This window comes from Nonomuraea sp. NPDC003201, from assembly GCF_053590415.1.
In genome coordinates this window covers 63,172-88,081 of the sequence record NZ_JBSFTC010000012.1, presented here as the reverse complement: position 1 = coordinate 88,081, position 24,910 = coordinate 63,172, and the positions used below count along the sequence as shown (strand labels likewise).

The window sequence follows — 24,910 nt, the reverse complement described above, 5'->3', positions numbered from 1 at the left end:
GCCGGGTCGCGGCCGCGGCCTGCCCGCCGTCGCCGGGGACGTAGCCCGGCCGGACCTCGGCGTCGGCGGCGTCCAGATCGGACGCGAGCAGCCCCGGGAGGTCCGGTGACATGACCCCTGCTCTGCCCAGCTGTTCGGCGCGCTTGCGTAAGGAGGTCTCGGTGATGTCATGGCCGCCGAAGGCCAGGTCGGTCAGCGGAACCAGGCTTCCGGGAAAGCCGGGGGACTCGCTCACGCATCCCTGCGGGGTCGCGGCTCCCGCCCTGATGGCCGCGGCGCCCACGATGGCGGTGGTCGCCACGGATCCCCGTGCCCCGATAAGCCACACACCGAGCTTGTCCATGAAAGCTCCATCGTGTCGGGACTACCCCCGCATGCGGAAGGCATCCGGTATGTAAGTCTCCGCGATGGTAAGAGCTATTTTTGTCGATGGTCAACCATAAGCAGGCTTATCGTCGTCTTTTTATCCGCGCTGCTTGCGGCCATCACCGCTCGGTCCACCGCCTCGGGCGTCAGCACGTCCTGAAGCACCATCCAGAGCTCCGGCGTCTTTCGCGATCTCCGCGCAATTATGTCGCACTGGTGGCAGCTTTTGCTTGACCGTCGACATAAGCCCGCTTAGCATCCCGCAACATGAGGGAGATAAGCCCGAAACTTGCCGATGGCCCCAGGCTCACCCTCATGGTGGGGGAAGCGGGGAGGTGGGCGGGGTGCTGAGCATGCGTGGCATCGGCAAGAGCTTCCTGGGCGTGCGGGTGCTGTCCGGAGTGGACCTGGGCGTGACGGCCGGCGAGGTCCACGCCGTCGTCGGCGAGAACGGCGCCGGAAAGTCCACCCTGATGAAGATCATTTGCGGCGTGCACCCGCCGGACGAGGGCGCGATCGAGATCGACGGTCACCCCGTCTCCTTCGGCCATCCGCTCGAGGCGCAGCGCTCCGGTATCGCGATCATCTACCAGGAGTTCAACCTGCTGCCCGAGCGCACCGTCGCCGAGAACGTCTTCCTCGGGCGCGAGCCCGTCAGGCGCGGCCTGGTCGATCGGGCCGCCATGGAGCAGGCGACCGCGCGGCTCCTCGACGAGCTCGGCGAGCACTCCTTCGGCCCCCGCGACGCCGCCAAGCGCCTGTCGGTGGCCCAGCAGCAGGTCGTCGAGATCGTCAAGGCCTTATCGGTGAACGCCCGGCTCGTCGTCATGGACGAGCCCAGCGCGGCGCTCGCCGAGCATGAGGTCGAGTTGCTCTACCGGCTGATCGGGCGGCTGAGGGAACGCGGCGTCGCCGTCGTGTACATCTCCCACCGATTACGCGAGGTGTTCGACCTCGCCGACCGGGTCACCGTGCTCAAGGACGGCTCGCGCGTCACCACGCTCCCGATCGGCGAGGTGACCCCCGACGAGCTGATCCGCCTGATGGTGGGCCGCGACCTCGGCACCTACTTCCCGCCCCGCTCGACCGGCGCCGGCGAGGCACGGCTCAGCCTGCGTGGAGCGGGTAATCGCAAGCTCCGCGACATCGAACTGGAACTGCGTGCCGGAGAGATCGTCGGCATCGCGGGACTGCAGGGATCCGGCAGATCGGCACTCGCCAAAGCCATCTTCGGCGCGGAGCCGTTCACCACGGGCGAGATGACCCCGTCGCGCCCGCGCTCGGTCCGGGAAGGCGTGGCCATGGGCATCGGGCTGGTGACCGAGGACCGCAAGGCCGAAGGCCTCGCCCTGCGCCAGTCCGTGCGCGACAACGCCCTGCTCGTCTCCCGCGCGGTGGGCGCCAAGGGCCGTAACGGCCTCCGCGACCTGCTCGATCGGGTACGCCTCTCGCCTCCGCGCCAGGAACAGGAGGTCCGCTACCTGTCCGGAGGCAACCAGCAGAAGGTCGTGCTCGCCAAATGGATGACCATGGCGCCGCGCGTGCTGCTGTTCGACGAACCGACCCGGGGCGTCGACGTCGGGGCCAAGGCCGCGATCCACGACTTGATGCGCGAACTCGCGAATGACGGCATGGCCATCATGATGATCTCTTCCGAGCTGCCCGAGCTCATCGGCATGAGTGATCGCGTCGTCGTCCTGCGCGACGGCCGCATCGCGGGCACGCTGCCGGCCGGCCCCTCGGAGGAGGCCGTCATGCGCCTGGCTGCGGGAGAGGTGCCTGAATGAACCTGCTCGTGCCCGCCCGCCGCGGCGAGGCGCAAGGCGGCCTGGCGGCCCGGTTACGTGAGCCCACGCAGGTGGTGTTTCTGGCGCTGCTCGGCCTGGTCGCGGTCGGCTGGGTCCTTGTCGCGCTCGACGGCGGTCAGTTCCTGACCATGGAAAGCGTCGTCGGGATCCAGCAGCGCTCGGCGGCCCTCGGCATCGTGGCGGTCGGTCAGACGCTGGCGATCCTGGCCGGCTCGCTCGATTTGTCCGTGGCGTACCTGATCAGCCTGACCTCGCTGGTCGCGGCGGAGATCATGGCGGGCCGGGACGGGAACATCCTGCCCGCGGTCGCCGCGGTGCTGGCCATCAGCGCGCTGGTGGGGCTGGTCAACGGGCTGATCATCACCAGGCTCCAGGTGCACGCCTTCATCGCCACGCTCGGCGTCGCCCTCATCATCAAGGGCGTCGTCGACCACCTGTACGACGGTCCGGCGGGTAAGGTGCCCGAGTCGTTCCAACTCCTCGGCTACTCCCGCATCGGGCCGATCCCGGTCTCCGCCATGCTCTGGGCGGGTGTGGCCGTCGTGGCCTGGTTCCTGCTGAGCAGGACCCGGCTGGGCTACCGGATCTACGCGGTCGGCGGGAACGAGGAGGTCGCCCGCCTGTCCGGGATCCGCACGGGCCGCGTCATCGTGATCACCCACGTGCTCTGCTCCGTCTGCGCCGGCATCGCGGGTCTGCTGCTGGCCGGCAGGCTCGGGGCGGGGGCGCCCACGGTGGGCACCGACGGCGGCTACGACCTGGAGTCCATCGCCGCGGTCGTGCTCGGCGGGACCGCGCTGGCCGGCGGCAAGGGCGGGGTCGCCGGAACGGTGGGCGGGGTCCTGCTGCTGGCCGTCCTGGACAGCATCTTCAACCAGCTCGAAATCAACTCCTTCGTCAAGGACGTCGTCCGCGGCGTGGTCATCGTCATCGCGGTGGCCGCCTACGCGCGGAGCGGCACAAGGCGGTCGGCATGAAACGGGCACTTCCCATCGTCGCGGTCCTCGTGGTGCTGCTGGCCGCGATCGCGGTCGCCAACCCCTACTTCCTGGAGCCCGCCGGGTTCCTGGCGTTCCTCAAACGGGCCGCTCCGCTGGTGATCCTCGCCGCGGGACAGTATTTCGTCATCGTCTCCGGCGAGTTCGACCTGTCGGTCGGCTCGCTGGTGACGGCCGAAGTGGTGATCGCCGCGCGGCTCATCGACGGCGACGAGTCCGCCACCTGGCCGGTCCTGGTCCTCCTGATCGTCGTCGGCCTGTTCGTCGGACTGGTCAACGGCGTGGTCACCACCAAGCTGCGGGTGCCGTCGTTCATCGTGACGCTCGGCATGCTGCTCGTCCTCAGCGGGGCGGTCTTCCTCTGGACCGGCGGCGCGCCGCGTGGCGCGCTGTCGGAGGGCTTCCGGATGTTCGGCCGCGGCGGCCTCGGGCCACTGCCGTGGTCGGTGCTGATCCTGCTGGTCGTGGGTGCGGCAGCGATCTGGCTCATGCGCGCCGATTTCGGCAAGACCCTCATCGCCACCGGCGACAACGAGCGTGCCGCGGCACTGTCCGGGGTCCGGGTCGACCGGGCCAAGATCTTCGCCTTCATGCTCTCCGGTCTGGCCGCCGCCGTCGCGGCGATCCTGCTCGGCGGTTTCGCCGGGGTCTCGGCGCAGGTCGGCCAGGGACTCGAGTTCTCCGCCATCACCGCGGTCGTCCTCGGCGGCGTGGCGCTCGGCGGCGGGCGCGGCTCCGTGCTCGCCGCCATGGCCGGCGCCTTCACGTTGGAGGCGCTGTTCACCCTGCTCAACCTGTACGGAATCTCGGGGGCGCTGGAGTTCACCGTGCAGGGCGTCATCATCATCGCCGCGGTCGCGGCAGGAGCCATCCGGCTTCCCCGGAAGTTCACCCCCCGAAGAGGAGACGCACATGCCGCGTCATAAGGCCGCAGTCGCGGTGTTCGCCGCGCTCGTCCTCGCCGGCTGCACCACCGACAAGCCGACGTCCACCACCCAGTCCGCGGCTCCCACCACGAGTGCTCAGGGTTCGGGCACGGGCGCGCAGTCGAAGTTCTTTGTGCAGGCGGACTTCGACGCCCAGCTGGCCATGCGCTCCCAGACGCCGCAGGGACCCACGGACAAGCCCTGGGAGCAGGCGATCGCCCCGAAGATGGTCGACACGGCGACGTACAAGAAGGACGGGCCGTACCACCTGTGCTTCTCCAACGCCGCGGTCAACAACCCCTGGCGCCAGGTGGGCTGGAAGACGATGCAGGCCGAGGTCGGCCTGCACAAGGAGATCGAGAAGTTCACGGCCCTCGACGCCGAGGGCAAGGACGACAAGCAGATCTCCGACATCGCCGAGCTGCAGGCCAAGGGCTGCGACGCGCTGATCGTCTCGCCGAACACCACGGCCACGCTCACCCCCGCCGTGACGGCCGCCTGCGGGAAGGTGCCCGTCATCGTGTTCGACCGGGGCGTGCAGACGGACTGCCCGGTGACCTTCATCAAGCCCATCGGCGGCTACGCCTTCGGCGCCGACGCCGCCGAGTTCCTGGTCGAGAAGGTGCCGGCGGGCGGGAAGGTGCTGGCGCTGCGCATCCTGCCCGGCGTGGACGTGCTGGAGACCCGCTGGTCGGCGGCGAAGGTGGTCTTCGACAAGAGCCGGCTCCAGGTGGCGGGGGTGGAGTTCACCGACGGCGACGCCGCCAAGACCAAGAGCATCGTCAGCGACTACATCCAGCGGTACGGCAAGATCGACGGCGTCTGGATGGACGCGGGCGCCACGGCGGTGGCGGCGATCGAGGCGTTCGAGGACGCGGGCGTGCCGGTGCCGCCGATCAACGGCGAGGACCAGCAGGACTTCCTGCAGAAGTGGAAGGACGCCGACCTCACCGCCGTCGCGCCCACGTACCCGACCTACCAGTGGCGCACGCCGATCATCGCCGCGCTGAAGATCCTCAAGGGCGAAGAAGTGCCCAAGCTGTGGAACCTGCCGCAGCCGAAGGTCACCAGCGAGACCCTGTCGACCTACCTCAAGCCCAACATGCCGCCGCTGCACTACGCGCTGTGCGGCTGCGAGACCCTGCCCGGGTTCCCCGAGAACTGGGGCGGGAAGAAGAACTGATCGACACCGACCGCGAAGAGGGGCGCATGTACTCCATCGGCGTGAACACCTGGGTCTGGGTCTCCCCGCTGACCGACGACGACCTGGCGCGGCTCGCGCCCCGCATCGCCGGGTGGGGCTTCGACGTCGTCGAGCTGCCCGTCGAGCAACCCGGCGACTGGAACCCGGACAAGGCCGCGACGGTGCTGGCCGAGCACGGCCTGGCCGCGTCCGTGGTGCTGGTCATGCCGCCGGGGCGCGAGCTCGTGGCCGCCTCGCCGGAGACCGTCCGCGACACCCAGGATTATCTGCGGCACTGCGTCGACGTGGCGGTGACCGTCGGCTCCCCGGTGATCGGGGGGCCGGCGTATGCCTCGGTCGGCCGTACGTGGCGGCTGTCACCGGACGAGCGCAGGCAGGTCTACGCCGAGTTGCGTGAGCATCTGAGGCCCGTCCTGGACCACGCGGCCGAGCGCGGGGTGAAGCTCGCGGTCGAGCCGCTCAACCGGTACGAGACCAGCCTGATCAACACCGTCGAGCAGGCCCTCGACGCGCTGCCCGAGGACTGCCACCTGGCACTCGACAGCTACCACATGAACATCGAGGAGAAAGACCCCGCCCAGGCGGTGCGGGTCGCGGCGGACCGGATCGCGCACGTGCAGGTGTGCGGCACCGATCGCGGCACGCCGGGGGCCGACCGCTTCGACTGGCCCGGCTTCACCCGGGCCCTGCGCGACGTCGGCTACCAAGGGCCGCTCGTCATCGAGTCCTTCACCGCGCACAACCAGACCATCGCCACCGCGGCCTCCATCTGGCGGCCCCTCGCGCGAAGCCAGGACGCGCTCGCCGTGGACGGCCTCGCCTACCTGCGCACCCTCTGATCAAGGTGGTGCCTGAAAGTTTCATACTTATTGACGGGCTTTTTCTACTATCGGTGAGACAGAGCGGCACCGGCGACGCCGCCTACACCTGCATTTTCCAGTAAAAGCAGCGGGACCCTGGCCCAGCGGAAGCGAAAAGGTGGCCTTGGATTCGCTGGATAAGCATGCTTGACACTTAAGTTTGGCCCACCTATTTTCATTGCGAATCGATTCGATATCTGGTCGCATGGTCAGGCCCCGCCGCCCGGATCGATGGGTGGGCCACTGCTGCTCCCCACCCTTCAACTCCGACCGTAGCCGGTAACCCCCCAGGAGATCCTTCATGCGAACATCACGCCTGCTTCCCGCCCTCGTCGCAGCCTTATTAGGGCTGTGGCTGTCCGCGGTGCCGTTGGTGGCGCACGCGGCCGCTCCGCAGTTCAAGGTGCTGCTGTTCACCAAGACCGCCAGCGGCGCCTATCGGCACGACTCCATCCCCGCCGGTGTCGCGATGTTCCAGCAGATGGCGACCGACAACAACTTCCAGCTCGACCAGAGCGAGGACTCCGCCGTCTTCACGACCGCGACCCTGAACACCTACGACGCGGTGATCATGTTCCAGACCAGCGGCATGGTCTGGGACAACGACGCCCAGCGTCAGGCCTTCCAGGCGTACGTGCGCAGCGGGCACGGCGTCGTCGCGATCCACAACGCCACCGACATGAACATCGAGGCGCAGTTCCCCTGGTGGGACCAGGTCGCCCTGGCCGGCGCGCACATGACCGCGCATTCGGCGATCCTGCAGGGCACCGCCAAGGTGGCCGACAAGGTTCACCCCTCCACGAAGGGGTTGCCGGATCGGTGGGTGCGCTCGGAGGAGTGGTACAACTTCGACAAGAACCTGCGGGGCTCGGTGCACGTGCTGGTGAGCGCGGACGAGACCACCTATGACGCGGGGCCGAACAAGATGGGCGCCGACCACCCGATCTCCTGGTGTCACAACCCGGAGGGCGGCCGGGTGTGGGCCACCGCGATGGGCCACCAGGCGTCCTCCTATTCGGAGTCGTCGTTCAAGCAGCACCTGCTGGGTGGGGTGAAGTGGGCGGCGGGCGCGGCGCCGGGCGACTGCGGCGGCACCGTCGCGGCCCGGTTCCAGAAGGTGACCCTCGACGGCGCACCGGACCAGCCGATGGAACTGGACGTGGCCGGCGACGGCAGGGTCTTCTACATTTCGCGCTCGGGCAAGGTGAATCTGATCCCCGCCAACGGCGGGGGCACGCGCGTCATCGCCACCCTGTCGGTGTACGACGGCGGCGAGGACGGTGGCATCGGGCTGGCGCTGGATCCGAACTTCGCCACCAACGGCTGGATCTACGTCAACTACTCGCCGTCCAACGGCGGTGAGGTGAACCGGGTGTCGAGGTTCACCTTCAACGGCACCAGCCTCGACCTGGCGAGCGAGAAGAAGATCATCGAGGTCCCGGCGTACCGCAACGTCGACGAACCCGGCCACACCGGCGGCTACCTCGCGTTCGGGCCGGGCGGGAACCTGTACATCGGCCCGGGTGACGACACCAATCCCAACGGGTCCAGCGGCTACGCCCCGATCGACGAGCGGCCGGGCCGGGAGCACTACGACGCCCAGCGGTCCGCGGCCAACACCAACGACCTGCGCGGCAAGATCCTGCGCATCCACCCTGAGGCCGACGGCACCTACACGGTTCCGTCCGGCAACCTGTTCGCGCCCGGCACCGCCAAGACGCGGCCGGAGATCTACGCGATGGGCTTCCGCAACGCGTTCCGCTTCTCGGTCGACAAGGTGACGGGCTGGATCTCGGCGGGTGACTACGGCCCCGACGCCGGCGCCGCGAACCCCAACCGCGGTCCCGAGGGCACCGTCGAGTGGAACCTGATCAAGCAGCCGGGCTTCTACGGCTGGCCGTACTGCGTCGGCAACAACATCCCGTTCAACGACTTCAACTTCGCCACCAACACCTCCGGCGCGAAGTTCAACTGCTCGGCACCGGTCAACGACTCGCCCAACAACACCGGCCTGACCAATCTGCCCGCGGCCAAGCCCGCGACCGTCTGGTACAACTACCACGCCTCGGCCGAGTTCCCCGAGATCGACTGCTGCGGCGGTGCGGCCCCCATGGGCGGCCCCTTCTACCGCTACGACGCCGCCAGCGGTTCTGACCGCAAGTTCCCCGAGTATTTCGACGGCACGCCGTTCCTCTACGAATGGAGCCGCAACTTCGTCAAGGAGTTCCGCCTGGACTCCTCGGGCAACCTCCTGAAGATCAACCCCTTCGTGGCACAGCTCGCCCCGCATGCGCCGATCGACATGAAGTTCGGTCCGGACGGCGCCCTGTACATGGCCGACTGGGGCAACGGCTTCGGCCACTCGAACACCGATGACAGCGTCTACCGGGTCGACTACGTTGCCGGGAACCGCGCGCCCCTGGCCAAGGCGAGCGCCAACCCCGACTCGGGCGCGGCGCCGCTGACGGTGGCGTTCTCCTCGGCCGGCTCGTCCGACCCCGACGGCGACGCGATCACCTACGCGTGGGACTTCGGTGACGGTGGGACCTCCACCAGCGCCAACCCGTCCCACACCTACAACGCCAACGGCACGTACACGGCCAAGCTGACCGTACGGGACTCCGGCGGGAAGACGGGCAGCGTCACGTTGCCCATCGCCGTCGGCAACACCCGTCCCAAGGTCGTCTTCTCGGCTCCGCCCGACGGCGGGTTCATCGACTTCGGCGATCAGGTGGCCTACACGGTGAACGTCACCGATCCCGAGGACGGCGCCGTCGACTGCACCAAGGTCAACGTGATCACCGCGCTCGGCCATGACCAGCACGCCCACGACACCGGCCAGTACACCGGTTGCTCCGGGACGGTCACGACCACCGCGTCCGGCCATGACGAAGCCGCCAACGTCTATTACGCCCTGTCCGCCGACTACACCGACAAGGGCGGCCTGAAGGGCAGTGCCGGCATCACCCTGCAGCCCAAGCACAAGCAGGCCGAGCACTTCACCGGCTCGTCCGGGATCCGGATCGTCGACGAGTCCGGAGCCGAAGGCGGCAGGCGCATCGGTGACGTCTCCAACAACGACTGGATCTCCTTCAGCCCGATCAACCTGTCCGGGATCGACACGGTGTCCTTCCGCGTCTCGGCACCGTCCAACACCGGGGCGTCCATCGAGTTGCACGCCGACTCGCCGACGGGGGCCCTCATCGCCTCCAGCCCCGTGCCGGCGACCGGGGGATGGAACACCTACGTGTCCCTGCCCGCGGTGCGGGTCACCGATCCCGGTGGCACCCACAATGTCTACGTCGTGTTCAAGGCGCCGTCCGCGAACTCGTTCGACGTGGACTCGTTCACCGTCAACGGCAAGGGCGTCGGGCAGGGTGACGGCTCGCCTCCGGGCAGCACCAGCGCGCTGCGGGGTGTGGGATCGAACCGATGCCTCAACGGAGCCTCGCAGACGAACGGCACACAGGTGCAGATCTGGGACTGCAACGGGCAGCCCGGCCAGCAGTGGACGTCGACCGCCGCGGGTGAGCTGCGGGCGTACGGCAACAAGTGCCTGGACGTGAACGGGGGCGGGACGGCGGACGGCACCGCCTTGATCATCTGGGACTGCAACGGGCGGGACAACCAGAAATGGCGGTTCAACGCCGATGGCAGCATCACCGCCGTCGGAGCGAACAAGTGCGTGGACGTCAGCGGCGCCGGCACCGCCAACGGCACCAAGGTGCAGATCTGGGCATGCAACGGCCAGAACAACCAGAAGTGGACCCGCGTCTGAACGCCAGGTGACGTCCGGACCCTGGAGCCGGCCCGCCCTCCTGTGGCGGCTCCAGGGGCCTGGACGGCGGGAACGAGGCAGACCTGCCGCTGCGAACTTGGCGCCTCGCCTCTGCGCTGCGTGCCGGGATGTGACAGGCCCCGCTCCCGCCGGATGTGGAACCGGGGCAAGTCGCTTATTTCAGGCGGTCGAGCCGAAGCGGAACGCCGCGAGCCGAACGTCTCCGCGCAGCTTCACCTGCAGATCGTGGACGCCGTCCGGCGGCGTCGTCAGGTCGCCGGCTACGGTCATCCATGCGTAGCGGCTCCCGGTGACCGGCACCGATATCTCCGCCAGCAGCCGGTCACCTGCCAGGAACTCCAGCTTCCCTGGACACACACCGGCGACCTCGGCCTCGACCCGGACCGCGCCGGACAGCTCGACGGAGCGGAACAGCAGGGTGGCGGGCCGCTCGTGCTTCGCGGGAGCGACCGCGTCGCCGGTGGTACGGGTGGCGTCGACCAGGGTGATGGCCGCGTGGTCGTCGAAGTCGACGGCCGACGTGCGCCTGTCGACGACGATACGCGGCCCGGGGGCGGGACCGCTCACTGTGATCGGCGCCGTCAGGGTGATGTCACCGGCGGAGCGGCCCACCAGCACCTCGTAGTCGCCGGAGTCTACGGTGAACGCCCCGCCGGCCACGTCCCAGTGCGCCAGGTGCTCGGACGAAAGCCGGAAAGTGAGATTTCGGCTCTCCCCGGGATACAACAGGACCTTGTGGAAGTCGGCGAGCCGCAGTCGAGGGGCCTCATAACGTGCGTGCAACGCCCGGACATAGAGCTGCACCACCTCGGATCCCGGCCGGGTCCCGGTGTTGGTCAGCGTCATCGAGACGTCGACCGCACCGTCCTGGGCCGGCGTCTCAGAGGAGAGCCGCAGGTCGCTGTAAGCGAACTTTGTGTAGGAGAGCCCGTGGCCGAAGGGGTACAGCGGAGCGGCCCGGTGGTACTGGTAGGTCCAGCCGGGTCGGCCTCGCCGAGCAGGACGGCGGCCAGCGCCCGGCCGGTTTCCTGCCCGCCGTGGGACGTCCACACCACGGCGGGCAGGTGCTCATCGGCCCAGTCCAGGGCGTAGGGGTAGCTGCTCATGGTGACGAGCACGGTTTCGGGGCGCACCCCGGCGACCGCGCGCAGCAGCGCCTCCTGCCCCTCGGGCAGCGCGAGGTCCCGGCGATCTTCCGTCTCGCGGCCGTTGATCAGCGGGTGGTTGCCGAGCACCACGACGACGACGTCGGCGTCCTCGGCCGCTGACCGGGCCGCTGCCGTACCGTCATGGAGCAGTTCCCGCTCCCAGCACTCGGCGTCGGCGGGAGTTTCTGCGGTGACGCTGACCCGCCCGTCAACGGGTCGACGACGGCGTACCGGTCGGTGCGAACGTTGCGCAGCACCACGCCATCGGTGACCGCTTCAAGGTAGAAAGTTTCGTTGATGTGCCAGGTCTTGAGCACCTCCCGATCCGCGGCGAGCGAGCCGTCTCCCTGGAGGCTGAGGTAGCGGCCGTTGGCGGCGTCACGCAGCGTGAACGCCCCGCCGCCCCAGTCGACGACGTCGAAGGAGGACTTGCCCAGCAGCTCACCGGTGGAGCGCGAGCGCAGGGCGATCCGGTCGGCGCCCTCCACGCGGACGACCTCGCCGAGCGCCGCCTCCAGCCCGGCGGCGACGCTGATCTGGTACGGCATGGTGCCGCTGTACCAGTCCTCGAACAACGTGTCCGCGAGCGGTCCGATGACGGCGACTCGCGGGCTGCGCTCCAGGGGCAGCAGGCCGTCGTTCTTGAGCAGCACCACCGACTCGGTCGCGGCGCGCAGGGCGAGAGCCCGGTGTTCGGCGCAGTCGATCACTTCGGAGCCGATGGCGGCGTACGGGTCGAGGTCCGGATCGAACTCCCCGAGCCGGAAGCGCAGCGAAAGTTGCCGTCGCACCGCGCGGTCGATGTCGTCCTCGTCGATCAGTCCTCGATCCAGCGCCTCGCGCAGCCTGCCGACCGGAGTCCCGCTGTCCTCGCCGTGGTCGGTGAAACTGTCGATCCCGGCCTTGAGCGCGGCGGCATGGGATTCGGCGTGGTCGTCGAAGTAATGCTCCAGGTCGACCAGGTTGGACGGCGCCTCCGCGTCGCTGACCACGAACAGCTCGTGTCCGGTCGGCTCGGCCCAGCGCCGCAGCTCCGTCTCGATGAGCGGGCTGACGTGGCAGGGACGGCCGTTGACCAGGTTGTACGCGGCCATCGCGCCGGTGGCCAGGCCCGAGGCGACCACGGGCCGGAACGCTGCCAGGTCGTATTCGTGCAGCACCCGGGGACGGACGCCGGAGGAGGTGACGCATCGGTCGTCCTCGTTGTTGTACGCGAGGAAGTGCTTGAGCACCGGGGCCGCACGAAGGAAGGTCGGATGGTCGCCGGCCAGGCCCCGGCAGTAGGCCGCGCCGAGCCGTGCCGTGTGCACCGGGTCCTCGGAGTAACCCTCCTCGTTGCGCCCCCAGCGCGGGTCGCGCAACGGGTTCACCACGGGAGCCCACGCCTGCAGGCTGTTGGCGCCGGAGCCGATCACGGGCGGGCGGTGGCGGTGGAAGGCGCGCAGCTCGACCGAGACGGCCTCGGCGACCAGCCGCACCAACTCCTCGTCCCACGTCGCGCCCAGGCCCACCGCCTGCGGAAATACCGTCGCCACCCCCAGCCACGCCACGCCGTGCAGGGCTTCGCTCCCGGTGCGGAACAAGGCGATGCCCAGGCGCGGTACGGCAGGCGCGTACTGGTGCAGCATCGCGATTCTTTCGTTGGGTGTTAACCGTTCGAGCAGGTCGTCGACGCGCTTGCGCATCGGGAGCGCGGGGTCCCGGAAGGGAAACGCGTCGGCTGCGGACGGAGGCGGGAAGCTCACGTGTCAGACCTCTAAGCAGGCTTGATGGGAGGGGTCGGCGAAGCGCATCGACGCTGTCACGAGCCTGCCGGAGTGTCAACGCCTCACAAAAGGGAAACTTTCGTTTAATAGTTGCCCTTGTGCTGCCAGAAACATGTCATTAGTCTCACGGCAACATAGAAGCGCTTCGACGACTTCGAAGGGTAACCCCCCATGACCCCCGAGTTGAACCGCAGAGCCTTCGTCGGTGCCGCGGCGATGGTTCCTCTCCTCGCCGCCTGCAGCAACGCGCCCCAGCGGAAGATCGGCACGAACACCAAGACCGGGCTCCAGGCAGCGCTTCCGTCGTACGTGCCGAGCACCGCCGTCAAGGCGGACATCCCGTCCGTGCCAGGGCCGGCCGGAGCGGCGACCGACCCCGCCTTTCTGGCCTACCCGTCCCCGTCCAGCGCGGTCAGGACCGTCTCGGCAGTGCCGGGCAAGGGCGGCGGCTACACCGCCGTCACTCCGCTCTGGGGCACGGTCCCGCCGTCGGGGAACTCCTTCTACGAGGCCATGAACAAGGCCCTGGGCGTCACCCTCACCATGAAGCCGGCGGACGGCAACAACTACAACACCATCGTCCCGCCGATGGCGGCCGCCAAGCGCCTCCCCGACTGGATCCAGCTGCCGACCTGGTGGAACACCGCGTTCAACATCGGCGGGCTGGTCGGGACCCAGCTCGCCGACCTGACCCCCTACCTGGCCGGCGACAAGATCAAGAAGTATCCCAACCTCGCCGCCATCCCCACCGGCGCCTGGCAGGCCGGCGCGTGGGGCGACAAGCTGTACGGCATCCCCTGCTTCTCCAGCAACTTCGTCGTCGCCGGGTGCGTCTACTACCGGCGGGACATCCTGGAGGCGCGGGGAATCACCGCCGACCAGGTGAAGTCCGTCGATGACATGATGAACCTGGGCAAGGAGCTGACCGACGCCAAGCGCGGCGTGTGGGCCTTCGACGACGTGTTCACCTACCTCTTCACCGCCTGGGACATCCCGAGCAACTGGAAGGTCGAGGGCGGCAAGCTGCTCCACAAGTACGAGCTGCCGCAGTTCCTCGAGGCGCTCGACTGGCACTACCGGCTGGCGAAGGCCGGCTACCTCCACCCGGACACGATCGCAGGCCAGAACGCCTCCGGCACCACCCGCTTCTACTCGGGCAAGGTGCTGGTCCAGGGCGGCGGCACCGGCGGCTGGAACCTCACCGACCACGAGTCGGGCACCGCCGCCGACAAGAACTACCGGCGCGCCGCGTTCGACTACATCACGCACGACGGCGCGGGCAAGCCGCAGGTCTTCATGGGCGCCTCCACGAGCGTCATCAGCTATCTCAACGCCGGCCTGAAGCCCCAGCAGATCGAGGAATTGCTCGCGGTCGCCAACTATCTGGCCGCACCGTACGGGTCCGCCGAGTACACGATGGTCAACTTCGGGGTGGAAGGCGTCCACTACACGATGAAGGACGGGGTGCCGACCGCGAACGAGGACGGCAAGAAGTTCGTCCAGCCGCAGACCTTCCCGTTTCTGGCCGCGCCGCCCGGCGTGATCAGCAATCCCGGCGCCGACCAGGTCACGAAGGACTACGCGGCCTGGCAGGCCGCAAATGTTAACGCTCTCTACAAGCCGGTGTTCTGGAACATGAACATCAACATGCCCCAGCAACTGTCCATGGCCAACGCGCCGCAGTCCATCGACGACGCGATCAAGGACTGCTACCACGGCAAGAAGAAGGTCTCCGAGGTCCAGGCGGTCATCGACACCTGGAAGAAGAGCAGCCTCGACCGGCTCAAGGGGTGGATGACCGAGAACGTGCTGAACAAGTACGGCACGGGCCAGTGAACGAGGGCCTGACCTGGTGGGGCAGGCTGCGCCGCGACCGGTCGCTGTTGATCATGGTGGCGCCCGCGGTCGTCCTGCTCCTGATCTTCAACTACGCCCCGATGGTCGGGGTCATCACCGCCTTCCAGTACTACGACCCGCTGGTGGGGATCTGGAGCAGTGACTGGGCAGGACTCGAGCAGTTCCGCCAGCTCTTCACCGACCCGCTGTTCTGGGGCGCGCTGAAGAACACGCTCTACCTGAGTTTCGTCCAGCTCGTCCTGTTTTTCCCCGTCCCGGTCGCGCTGGCGATCCTCCTCAACTCGGTGCTCAGCGAGCGGGTGCGCAACTTCGTCCAGTCGGTCGTCTACCTGCCGCACTTCTTCTCGTGGGTGCTGGTCATCACGATCTTCCAGCAGATGCTGGGCGGCGCGGGCGCGCTCAACCAGTTCCTGCGCTCGCATGACCTCCAGACCTGGGACGTGATGACCAACCCGGACACTTTCGCGCTCCTGGTCACCTTCCAGGGGGTGTGGAAGGAGGCCGGCTGGGGGATCATCGTCTTCCTGGCCGCGCTGGCCGCCATCAACCCCGGCCTCTATGAGGCGGCGGCCGCGGACGGCGCCGGGCCCTTCCGGCGGATCTGGCACATCACCCTGCCGGGCCTGCGGGGAGTCATCGTGCTGATGCTGGTGCTCCGGCTCGGCGGAGCGCTCTCCGTCGGGTTCGAGCAGTTCCTCATCCAGCGGGACGCGGTCGGCCACGAGAGCGCGGAGGTGCTCGACACCTACGCCTTCTACTACGGCGTCGCCACGGCCAACTACAGCTTCGGCGCGGCGGCCGGGCTCTTCAAGAGCGTGATCTCGCTCCTGCTCATCTGGGGGGCCAACAAATTGGCGCATTCCTTCGGCGAGGACGGGCTATACCGGAAATGACCAAGGTATTCACCATCGGAGGCGTCAAGAGCACGGTGCGAGCGCGGCGCGCGACACGCCCCGCCTGGCAGGAACCGCCCACCGTCGCCGGTCAGTCCGCCAAAGGCGTCACCCTCGGCGGTGTGCTGCTGATCGTGCTGGTCCCCCTGTGGATCCTCGTGGTGACCAGCCTGTCCACCCGCGGCGCCATCGGCCGGGCCGGCGGCCTGGTGATCTGGCCGGATGGCCTGACCTTCCAGGCGTATGAGGAGATGCTGACCGACTCGACCGTACGTACCGCGCTGCTGGTGAGCCTCGGCATCACCGTCGTCGGCACGGCGCTGTCCATGGTGGTGTCGGTCCTGTGCGCGTACGGCCTGTCGCGGCCGCGTTCGCTCGGGCACCGCTTCATCCTGGTGCTGCTGATCGTCACGATGTTCGTGGGCGGCGGCCTCATCCCGACCTTCCTGGTGGTGACCGGGCTCGGCGGCTATGGCCAGTGGTGGGCGCTGATCCTCCCGAGCGCGGTCTCGGTCTTCAACATCCTGGTGCTCCGCTCCTTCTACTCCAGCACCGCGGGCGAGCTGATCGACGCGGCGCGGATGGACGGCGCGTCGGACTGGCGGATCCTCTTGTCCGTCGTCCTGCCCACCTCGCGGGCGGTGACCGCGGTGATCGCGCTCTTCTACGCCGTCGGCTACTGGAACTCCTTCTTCAACGTCATGCTCTACATGCCGACAGAGAGCGAGAAGTGGCCGCTGCAGTACGTCCTGCTGACCTACGTCAACCGCGGAGTCGGCATGCCCGGCATGGTCAACGCCGGCTTCGGCATGGCACACGCGCAGACCGCCCCCCTGTCGCTGCAGATGGCCGTGGTGGTCCTCACCCTGGTGCCGCTCGTGATCGTCTACCCGTTCGTTCAGAAGCACTTCCGCACCGGCGTCCTGACCGGCGCCATCAAGGGCTGAACCCGGTGGTGACCATCGCCGATGTGGCCAAGGCGGCGGGCGTCTCCCCGAGCACGGTCAGCTATACGCTCAGCGGCAAGCGCCGCGTCTCCGCCGAGACCCGGCGGCGCGTCGAGCGGTGCGTGATCGAGCTCGGATACCACCCGAACGCGGGCGCCCGGGCGCTGGCGGGCAAGCGCTCGCACATCCTCGCCCCGGCAGTGCCGCTCCGCAGTGACGTGTACGTGCCGATCATGATGGAGATCGCCACCTCGGTCACCGTGGCCGCCCGCAAGCACAGTTACGACGTCCTGCTGATCACCAATGACGAGGGCCCCGACGGTATCCGCCGCCTCGCCGCCGGCGGCCTGGCCGACGGCGTCATCCTCATGGACGTCGAGCTGGACGACAAGCGCATCCCGACGCTGGGGGACCTGCGCACCCAGGCGGCGCTCATCGGCCTGCCCGACGATCCCCGAGGGCTGTCCTGCGTCGACCACGACTTCTCCGCCGCCGGCGCGCTGTGCGCGGATCATCTGGCCGACCAGGGCCAATGGCCAACGCGCTCCTCGGCCGGATCCATCTGTCCGGCCGCGTTACGGAGCTCGACCCTGACGCCCGCGCCCTCGTCCACGAGGCCGTCACCGTGTACAAGGCCATCCGAGCCGAGCTGCCGCAGGCCGTACCCGCCTGGCCGCTCGGCCTCCCGGCCTGGGACGACCCGTGGATCGCGCTGGCCCTGCACACTCCCGCGGCCACCTACCTCACCGTCTGGCGACGCCCCGGCGCCGTGGACACCACGACCATCCGCCTGCCGTACCCGATCTGTCCGGAGCGCGTCCCACCGATGAAAGGACCCCACGGGGTGTCAGACCATACTCAGACGACTCCCACCCCCGCCGATCCGGTGATCCCTGGGTTTCACCCCGATCCCAGCGTCTGCCGCGTCGGCGACGACTACTACCTCGTCTGCTCCAGCTTCGAGTACTTCCCCGGCGTGCCCGTCTTCCACAGTCGCGACCTCGTGCACTGGACGCAGATCGGCAACGCCCTTGAGCGGCCGAGCCAGTTGCACCTGTCCGCCGACAGCCTCTCGTCGGGCGGGGTCTACGCGCCCACCCTCCGCCACCACGACGGCCGGTTCTGGCTGATCGTCACCGTGGTGAGCGACGGCGGCGGCAACATGCTGTTCACCGCCACCGATCCCGCCGGACCGTGGTCCGACCCGATCCGGCTGCCCGGCGTCCCCAGCATCGACCCCGATCTCGCGTGGGACGATGACGGCACGTGCTGGTGCACGTTCGCCGGGGTCGGGCAGGTTCGCATCGACCCGCGGACGGGAGAGGCGTTCGGGCCGCCGCACAAGGTCTGGTCCGGCACCCCGGGCGCCGCGGCCCCGGAAGCGCCGCACCTCTACCGGATCGGCGAGTACTGGTACCTGCTCATCGCCGAGGGCGGCACCGAGCGGGGCCACGGTGTGTCGATCGCCCGCGGGACCGCGCCCGACGGGCCGTTCGAGCCGTGCCCGGCCAACCCGATCCTGACCCACCGGAGCACGACGCATCCGATCCAGAACACCGGACACGCGGATCTCGTACAGGCCCCCGACGGAACCTGGTGGATGGTCCTGCTCGGCGTGCGGCCCCGCGGCGGCACTCCCGGCTGGCACGTTCTGGGCCGCGAGACCTTTCTCGCCCCGGTGACCTGGGTGGACGGCTGGCCTGTCGTCGGCGAGCTCTCGCCGGGCACTCCGGCCGGATCCGCCGTGGCGGGCAGGGACGACTTCGACCTCGCCGAACTCCAGGCGTACTGGATCTCGGTGCGGAGCCGCCCGGCGGACCTCTGCACCACGAAGGAGCGGGCGGGTTGGCTGACGCTCCGCGCCCGTGGCGCCTCCCTGGACGACGCGGACGTGACCTTCCTCGGGCGCCGTCAGCAGCACCTGGAGTGGCGCGCACGGACCCTGATCGACCCCTCGCGGGGGCGCGGCGGCCTCGCGGTCCGGCTCGACGAGCGGCACCACTACGAGATCGAGGCGGGGGACGGCCAGGTGCGGGTCATCGCCCGCATCGGCTCCGTCCGGACCGTGATGGCCGAACATCCGGTCCCCGCCGGTCCGCTGGTGCTCGGTGTCCGGACGGACGAATCGCAGCCGCCCCACGACGCGCGCTCCGGGCCCGACGCGCTCTCGTTCGGCGTGGAGACCGAGGACGGTGGCTTCGCCGTGCTCGCCACCCTCGACGGCCGCTACCTCTCCACCGAGGTGGCGGGCGGCTTCACCGGCCGGGTGATCGGCATGTACGCCGCCGCCGGCACCGTCCACTTCGACTGGTTCGACTACGAGCCTCCGTCCTTTGCCTGATCGCACCGTGACCGCAGGTGTCCGCACAAAGGAAAGGAAGAAATGAAGGAGAATCAGCAGACAGCGCGCCGCCGCTTAGGAGGGCTCAGGCGAGCGGCCGGCCTGGTGATCGCGCTGATCACTGTTCTGGGCCTGGCGAGCGTCCCCGCTGTCGCCGCGACCGACGACACGGCGTCGAGGCGCACTCGCGCCGACAGCGCGATGGAGGTCGTGGCGGCGATGCAGCCCGGCTGGAACCTGGGCAACACGCTGGACGCGATCCCCGACGAGACCTCGTGGGGCAACCCCCAGGCCACCAAGGCCCTGTTCCAATCCATCCGATCCCAGGGGTTCCGCAGCGTCCGCATCCCCATCACCTGGACAGACCACCAGTCCGGCACGGCGCCGTACACCGTCGACGCGGCATGGATGGCGCGCGCCAAGCAGGTGGTCGACATGGCGCTGGCCTCGGACCTCCACGTCCTCATCAACGTCCACCACGATTCGTGGCAGTGGATCGCCAACATGGGCACGGACCACGACCAGGTGCTCGCCCGTTTCAACGCCACCTGGACCCAGATCGCCGCCGCGTTCCGGGACGCGCCGCGCAAGGTGCTCTTCGAGAGCGTCAACGAGCCGCAGCTCTCCAGCGGCACCGACGAGCAGAAGGGCCAGATGCTCGCCGAACTCAACCGCTCGTTCCACGGCATCGTCCGCGGCTCCGGCGGCGGTAACGCGACCCGGCTGCTCGTGCTGCCGACGATGGGTACGACGCCGTCTCAGGAGCTCATGGACAAGCTGGTCGCCGAGATGACCGCGCTGGGCGACAACAATCTGGTCGCGACCATTCACTACTACGGCTTCTGGCCGTTCAGCGTGAACATCGCCGGATACACCCGCTTCGACTCCCAGTCCGAACAGGACCTCGTCGACGCCTTCGACGGGGCCTACAAGTCCTTCGTCTCCCGTGGCGTCCCGGTGATCCTCGGCGAGTACGGCCTGCTCGGCTTCGACGTGGACGTGAACGCCGTCCAGCGGGGTGAGAAGCTGAAGTTCTTCGAAGCGCTGGGCCACCACGCGCGAGCCAAGAAGCTCACCACGATGTGGTGGGACAACGGCCAGCACCTCAACCGGGAGACCCTGCGGTGGAAGGACCCCGAGCTGTTCGCCCAGATCAAGTCGAGCTGGACCACGCGTTCGGGCACGGCTTCCGCTGATTCGATCTACGTGCCGAAGTCGAGTGCGATCGCGGCCCAGTCGCTCACCCTGAACCTGAACGGGACCACGTTCCGGGGGCTCTGGCAGGGCAACACCATGCTGGCCCCGGGCAGGGACTACACCGTCTCCGGCGACAAGCTCACGCTCACGGCGGCGACCCTCACCCGGCTGGCCGGCGATCGGTCCTACGGCGTCAAGGCAACGATCCAGGCCAGGTTCTCCCAGGGAATCCCCTGGCAGATCAACGTGATCAGCTATGACACCCCGGTGCTGTCGAACGCGACCGGCACGGCGCAGTCCCTGGCCGTCCCCACCCAGTTCCGGGGTGACCAACTGGCCACGATGGAGGCCAAGTACGCCGACGGCAGCAACGCCGGACCGCACGACTGGACCTCCTACAAGGAGTTCGGCAGGGCCTTCTCTCCCGACTCCGCCAACAACACCATCCGCCTCACCTCGGACTTCCTCGGTTCCCTGCGCGAGAACGCGCCGGTGTCGCTCACCTTCCACTTCTGGAGCGGCGCCATCGTCACGTATCAGGTGACCAAGTCCGGCGACTCGGCCACCGGCACCACCTCCTGACCGGATGCCACCGCTCCGCGTACCGGATCACCGGCACGCGGGGCGGTGCGCTTTTCAGGAGGTCACGGCCCCCCTCGAAGGGCACCACGGCATGCGTCCCGTCCCACGACCCGGCAGCAGCGCGAAAGTTTCTCGCGAAACCGTGCTATCGAACATCTCGTGCGGGAAGCCCTGCCGCACCAGCGATGACAGCCATGCCCTGGCCCTGCATACCGGCCGCTGCGACGCTCGCCCGCGTGGGGTGCGCGAGGCGAAACCACCGTTCGCCATCAGTGACGGACCCCTGGCAGCAGGAGAGTGACAGGAAAGTTTTCGTCGGACTTGCTCTATAGTTTCCTTGGTGTAAGTGATGATTCCTGGCCCGCGTGGGCAGGACGCATCGCCTGCGGACCCGCCGCTGATGAGGAAGGGTGAACGTGACGGACAACCGATCGGGCGAACCGGCGGCCGACGAGCAGAGCCCGCGTGGTGACGGACCGGCGTCGGTCACCATCGCGTACATCGCCGAGTCCGCGGGCGTCTCGATCCCCACCGTGTCGAAAGTGCTCAACGGACGTTCGGGGGTCTCGGAGCAGACTCGTGCCCGTGTCGAAGAACTGATCAACCGGCACGGATACCGCAGGCCCTCGGCCAACCGGAGCAATGTCGTGGAGCTCGTGTTCCGCGAGCTTGAGCACATGTGGGCCGTGGAGATCATCCGCGGTGTGGAGCAGGTGGCGCGAAAGACCCGCGTCGGGGTCATGGTTTCGGAGTTCGGCCTCCACGGCACGCCTACGATGTCCATCGACGACACGGTCGGCCGGCGCCCTAGCTGCGTCCTGTCAGTGGCTCAGCTCTCGCCGTCCGAGCGTGACAAGTTGAAGGCGAAAGGCATCCCGTTCGTCGTCTTCGACCCGATCGAAGAGTTGCCGGACGGCGTCCCCTTCGTGGGCGCCACCAACTGGAGGGGTGGCCAGACGGCGACCCGGCACCTGCTCGAACTGGGACACCGCCGCATCGCCATGATCAGCGGTCCGGATCATGCCTTCTGCCGCGCCAGAGTGGCCGGCTACCTCTCCGCGCTGGCTGAAGCCGACGTGCCCGCGGATCCCGAACTCCTGGTAAAGACCCTTCTCACCCGCGATGACGGCTGCGCCGCAGCGCGCGAGCTCCTGTCCAGGCCTGACCGGCCGACCGCGATCTTCACCGCGAACGACATGCAGGCGCTCGGCGTCTACCAAGCCGCTCGCGAGCTCGGGCTGTCCATCCCCGGCGACCTGAGCGTGGTGGGCTTCGACGATGTTCCGGTCGTGGCCTGGGTCGATCCGCCTCTGACCACGGTCCACCAGCCGCTGAGTGAGATGGCGGTCGCCGCCACCGAACTGGCGCTGGCCATCGGCCGCGGGGAGTCGGTCCCCCAGGCGGGGCTGGAGATCGCGACAACTCTCACGGTCCGCGAGAGCACAGCACCACCGAAGGACTGAGCTGTTGACCGTTGGATGCCGCGCTCCGGCTCAGGCGGGCGGGGGCATGGGAGGTCCGGTGCTCTCGCGTACGACGAGTTCGGTGGCCAGCTCGACGCGGCTCTGCGGCAGTTGCTCGCCATGGGCCAGTGTCAGCAGCATCGAGGTTGCCGCGGCGGCCATCTCGGTGAGGGGCTGGCGGATGGTGGTCAGCGGTGGAACGGCCCACCGCACCGACGGCATGTCATCGAAGCCGATCACGCTGAGATCATCCGGGATGCGCAGGCCGAGCCGATGGGCCGCGTGGTAGACGCCGATGGCCTGGCCGTCGTTCGTGGCGAAGATCGCGGTCGGCCGGTCGGGCAGGCGCAGCATGCGGTACGCCTGGGCCAGACCGCCCTCGATGAAGAAGTCCCCCCGGCCGATCAGCTCCGGGTCGGCGGGCACGCCGGCCATGTCGAGGGCGGTGCGGTAGCCGTCGAGACGGGCCCGGCTGGACAGCGCGGAGTCGGGCCCCGTGATGATGGCGATACGGCGATGCCCGAGCTCCAGGAGGTGGTGGGTGGCGGTGAGCCCGCCGTTCCAGTTGCCGGCGCCGACCGATGGGATGTTCCGCGCGGGAGTGTCGGCCGGATCCAGCAGGACCAGCGGGATCTCGCGGCGGGCGAGTTGTTCGTGCTGGGTCTCGGTCAGGCCGGAGAACACCGCGATCACACCGCTCGGGCGGCGCCGCAGCACACCCTCCAGCCAGGCGTCTCCGGCGGTGTGGTCCCGGTGCAGGTCCGATATCCCCACCATGAGGTCGTGCTGACGGGCGACCTCCGCCACGCCTTTGGTGATCTCGACGGGATAGTCGCCCTCCAGAGCGTGGAAGACGAGCTCCACCAGGGCCGTCGGCATGGAGCGGCGGCGCTGGCGGCGATAGCCGTGCCGGCGGATGAGCTCCTCCACGGCGGCGCGGGTTTCGGACGACACCTCGGAACGGCCGTTCACGACCTTGGAGACCGTCGCGGTGGAAACTCCGGCCAGCTCGGCGAGCTGAGCGAGGGTCAGAGGAGACGGCTCCGTGGGCATGGCGGCAGTTTAGTCACGGAGTGCGGGGAGACGGGCAGTGCCGTCCGGTGCACGGCAGGCCGGTGTCGGTGTCGGTGTCGGTGTCGGTGCCGGTGTCGCTGGTCGCGCCGTACGCCGCCCGCTCCTGCCGTTGACGAAGGGGCGGCCCGGATCGCCGGGCCGCCCCGAAACGGTGTTCCGAGCCGGAGGGCCGGCTCGCGGAAGGGCGCGAGCAGGGCGGCTCCGAGCCGGACCCGTGTCACGTCATCAGCGCTGCAGCGTCAGCAGACCGGGCCGGTAGGGCAGGAGGCCGTAGTCGCCGCCGGAGCTGGGGTTGCGTCCCTGGTAGAGCAGCTGCAGGTTGCAGGGATCGACGGTCATGGTCTGGTCGGCGCCGGCGCGGACCAGCTCGCCGTGGCTGATGTCGTTGGTCCAGGTGGCGCCGCTGTTGGCCTTGCCGGCGAAGGGGTTGCTCTCGGTGGCGGCCTGGGGTGTCCACGAACCGTTCAGACTGGTGGCCGTGAACGAGCGGAAGTAGCGGCCCTGCGAGCCGATCGCCTCGACGAGCATGAGGTATTTGTTCTGGCCCTGGAGCTTGTAGACCTGAACGGCCTCGAACAGGTTGTTCGTCGTGTCGCTCATGATCACCGTCGAGGTCGAGCCGAAACTGCCCGGGAAGTTCCCGATGGGCATGCTGGCCCGGTAGATCTTGCCGTTGTCCCCGGCGAAGAACAGGTACATGTTGGTGCTGTCACCGATGACCGTCTGGTCGATGGGGCCTGTTCCGGAGCCGGAGATGCTTCCGGAGAAGAGCACCTGCTGCGATGACCAGCCGTTCGGGTTGGTGGGGTCGCTGGAGGTCCGGTAGGAGAAGGCGGTCCCGCCCCACTGGTAGGCGAGCACCCAGATGTTCTTCGGGGCGAAGTAGAAGAGCGTGGGCGCGACGGTGGAGGAGGACATCGTGTTCTGGCCGGCCGAGGCCATGTCGGACCAGTTGGTGAAGAGGCCGAAGTTCATCGAACCCCAGCTCGTCCCCGTGTCGTGCGTCGTGGCGTAGACGAGGTGCCTGCCGTTGTAGGGGGCGACGGTGAAGTCCTTGAGCGAGACCCACCCCGACTTCGGGTTCGCCAGCGGGCCGGTCGATGTCCAGCGGTATGACGACGGAAGATCGCACTGACCGGGGTTGCCGCCGCCGTCCACCCGGACGAGCTGCCACTGCTGGTTGTTGCCGCCCCAGTCGTCGTACTGGACGATGTTGGCGCCGTCGGCGGTGGAGGCGCCCTGGACCTCCAGGGCTTTGTTGCTGTGGCGCGAGATGAACCTCACATAGCCGTCCGAGCTGTCGGCCAGCCGCCACTGCTGGTTGGTGCCGTTGCCGTCGGTCCATTGCACGATCGCGCCGCCGTTGGCGGTGGAGAAGTTGTAGACGTCGAGCACCTTGCCGGAGTGGCGGGACTTGATGCGGTAGTAGCCGCCGCCGGAGTCGACGAACTGCCATTGCTGCTGGTTCTGGTTGTTACGGGTCCACTGGGTGATGCGGCCGCCGTCGGCGGTCGAGAGGTTGTAGACGTCCAGGGCCTTGCCGCTGTTGCGGTTGACCAGGACGTACCAGGCGTTGGTGTCGACGGTGGCCGCGTTGGCGGACTGAGCCTGAAGGGCGACGAACAGGCTCGCCAGTAAGGTGGCCACCGTCGCGAGAACGGATAGGGATCTGAATTTCATG

19 protein-coding genes are annotated in these 24,910 nt (G+C 68.5%); 13 read left to right on the top strand and 6 right to left on the bottom strand.

Annotation, left to right across the window (positions count from 1 at the left end; translation table 11 throughout):
* On the bottom strand, positions 1-343 hold a 343-nt coding region (locus ACWDX9_RS08090), incomplete at its 3' end, for an inositol-3-phosphate synthase (protein WP_449950417.1).
* Positions 344-719: 376 nt separating this feature from the next.
* Between ACWDX9_RS08090 and ACWDX9_RS08085 the strand changes: the two genes are divergently transcribed.
* The 6 genes from ACWDX9_RS08085 (at position 720) to ACWDX9_RS08060 (ending at position 9,940) form a co-directional block, all read left to right on the top strand.
* Positions 720-2,153 (top strand): sugar ABC transporter ATP-binding protein, encoded by a 1,434-nt coding sequence (locus ACWDX9_RS08085; protein ID WP_449950429.1) that lies wholly within the window; start codon positions 720-722, stop codon positions 2,151-2,153.
* The gene (locus ACWDX9_RS08080) at positions 2,150-3,151 is read left to right on the top strand and encodes an ABC transporter permease (RefSeq protein WP_449950414.1); all 1,002 of its coding nucleotides are present in this window, start codon (positions 2,150-2,152) and stop codon (positions 3,149-3,151) included. The genes ACWDX9_RS08085 and ACWDX9_RS08080 overlap by 4 nt, the downstream gene beginning before the upstream one ends.
* Positions 3,148-4,098, top strand: coding sequence for an ABC transporter permease (locus tag ACWDX9_RS08075; protein ID WP_449950411.1), 951 nt, complete (start codon positions 3,148-3,150; stop codon positions 4,096-4,098). Before ACWDX9_RS08080 ends, ACWDX9_RS08075 begins: the two co-directional genes overlap by 4 nt.
* Positions 4,085-5,281 carry a substrate-binding domain-containing protein gene (locus ACWDX9_RS08070; RefSeq protein ID WP_449950408.1) on the top strand — a complete coding sequence of 399 codons (1,197 nt, stop codon included), beginning with the start codon at positions 4,085-4,087 and terminating at the stop codon, positions 5,279-5,281. The genes ACWDX9_RS08075 and ACWDX9_RS08070 overlap by 14 nt, the downstream gene beginning before the upstream one ends.
* Before the next feature lie 26 nt (positions 5,282-5,307).
* A complete protein-coding gene (locus tag ACWDX9_RS08065) occupies positions 5,308-6,141 on the top strand; it encodes a sugar phosphate isomerase/epimerase family protein (protein WP_449950405.1) in 834 nt (277 codons plus the stop codon).
* A gap of 322 nt (positions 6,142-6,463) precedes the next feature.
* Positions 6,464-9,940 (top strand): ThuA domain-containing protein, encoded by a 3,477-nt coding sequence (locus tag ACWDX9_RS08060; protein ID WP_449950402.1) that lies wholly within the window; start codon positions 6,464-6,466, stop codon positions 9,938-9,940.
* A 180-nt stretch (positions 9,941-10,120) separates the two neighbouring features.
* Here ACWDX9_RS08060 and ACWDX9_RS08055 read toward each other — a convergent pair whose 3' ends face one another.
* From ACWDX9_RS08055 to ACWDX9_RS08045, 3 genes are read right to left on the bottom strand one after another with little or no spacing between them, the layout of a single operon-like run.
* Positions 10,121-10,807 (bottom strand): fibronectin type III-like domain-contianing protein, encoded by a 687-nt coding sequence (locus ACWDX9_RS08055; RefSeq protein ID WP_449950400.1) that lies wholly within the window; start codon positions 10,805-10,807, stop codon positions 10,121-10,123.
* Positions 10,804-11,196, bottom strand: a complete 393-nt coding sequence (locus ACWDX9_RS08050) for a glycoside hydrolase family 3 protein (RefSeq protein WP_449950397.1) — start codon at positions 11,194-11,196, stop codon at positions 10,804-10,806. The genes ACWDX9_RS08055 and ACWDX9_RS08050 overlap by 4 nt, the downstream gene beginning before the upstream one ends.
* Positions 11,175-12,854, bottom strand: a complete 1,680-nt coding sequence (locus ACWDX9_RS08045) for a glycoside hydrolase family 3 protein (RefSeq protein WP_449950395.1) — start codon at positions 12,852-12,854, stop codon at positions 11,175-11,177. The genes ACWDX9_RS08050 and ACWDX9_RS08045 overlap by 22 nt, the downstream gene beginning before the upstream one ends.
* Before the next feature lie 192 nt (positions 12,855-13,046).
* On the opposite strand from ACWDX9_RS08045, the gene ACWDX9_RS08040 reads away from it, so the two are divergent.
* The 7 genes from ACWDX9_RS08040 (at position 13,047) to ACWDX9_RS08010 (ending at position 22,155) form a co-directional block, all read left to right on the top strand.
* Positions 13,047-14,711 carry a hypothetical protein gene (locus ACWDX9_RS08040; protein ID WP_449950392.1) on the top strand — a complete coding sequence of 555 codons (1,665 nt, stop codon included), beginning with the start codon at positions 13,047-13,049 and terminating at the stop codon, positions 14,709-14,711.
* The gene (locus tag ACWDX9_RS08035; RefSeq protein ID WP_449950389.1) at positions 14,708-15,625 is read left to right on the top strand and encodes an ABC transporter permease; all 918 of its coding nucleotides are present in this window, start codon (positions 14,708-14,710) and stop codon (positions 15,623-15,625) included. Before ACWDX9_RS08040 ends, ACWDX9_RS08035 begins: the two co-directional genes overlap by 4 nt.
* Complete coding sequence (locus ACWDX9_RS08030) at positions 15,622-16,572, top strand: carbohydrate ABC transporter permease (RefSeq protein ID WP_449950386.1); 951 nt, start codon at positions 15,622-15,624, stop codon at positions 16,570-16,572. Before ACWDX9_RS08035 ends, ACWDX9_RS08030 begins: the two co-directional genes overlap by 4 nt.
* A gap of 8 nt (positions 16,573-16,580) precedes the next feature.
* A complete protein-coding gene (locus ACWDX9_RS08025; RefSeq protein WP_449950383.1) occupies positions 16,581-17,402 on the top strand; it encodes a LacI family DNA-binding transcriptional regulator in 822 nt (273 codons plus the stop codon).
* A 14-nt stretch (positions 17,403-17,416) separates the two neighbouring features.
* A complete protein-coding gene (locus ACWDX9_RS08020; RefSeq protein ID WP_449950426.1) occupies positions 17,417-18,913 on the top strand; it encodes a glycoside hydrolase family 43 protein in 1,497 nt (498 codons plus the stop codon).
* 42 nt (positions 18,914-18,955) lie between these two features.
* Positions 18,956-20,692 carry a cellulase family glycosylhydrolase gene (locus ACWDX9_RS08015; protein WP_449950380.1) on the top strand — a complete coding sequence of 579 codons (1,737 nt, stop codon included), beginning with the start codon at positions 18,956-18,958 and terminating at the stop codon, positions 20,690-20,692.
* Between the two features lie 416 nt (positions 20,693-21,108).
* A complete protein-coding gene (locus ACWDX9_RS08010; RefSeq protein WP_449950377.1) occupies positions 21,109-22,155 on the top strand; it encodes a LacI family DNA-binding transcriptional regulator in 1,047 nt (348 codons plus the stop codon).
* A gap of 30 nt (positions 22,156-22,185) precedes the next feature.
* Here the strand turns inward: ACWDX9_RS08010 and ACWDX9_RS08005 are convergent, their stop codons facing one another.
* The gene (locus tag ACWDX9_RS08005) at positions 22,186-23,208 is read right to left on the bottom strand and encodes a LacI family DNA-binding transcriptional regulator (RefSeq protein WP_449950374.1); all 1,023 of its coding nucleotides are present in this window, start codon (positions 23,206-23,208) and stop codon (positions 22,186-22,188) included.
* A 246-nt stretch (positions 23,209-23,454) separates the two neighbouring features.
* On the bottom strand, positions 23,455-24,909 hold the full coding sequence (locus ACWDX9_RS08000) for a non-reducing end alpha-L-arabinofuranosidase family hydrolase (protein ID WP_449950371.1): 1,455 nt from the start codon (positions 24,907-24,909) through the stop codon (positions 23,455-23,457).
* Position 24,910: the final 1 nt, after the last annotated feature.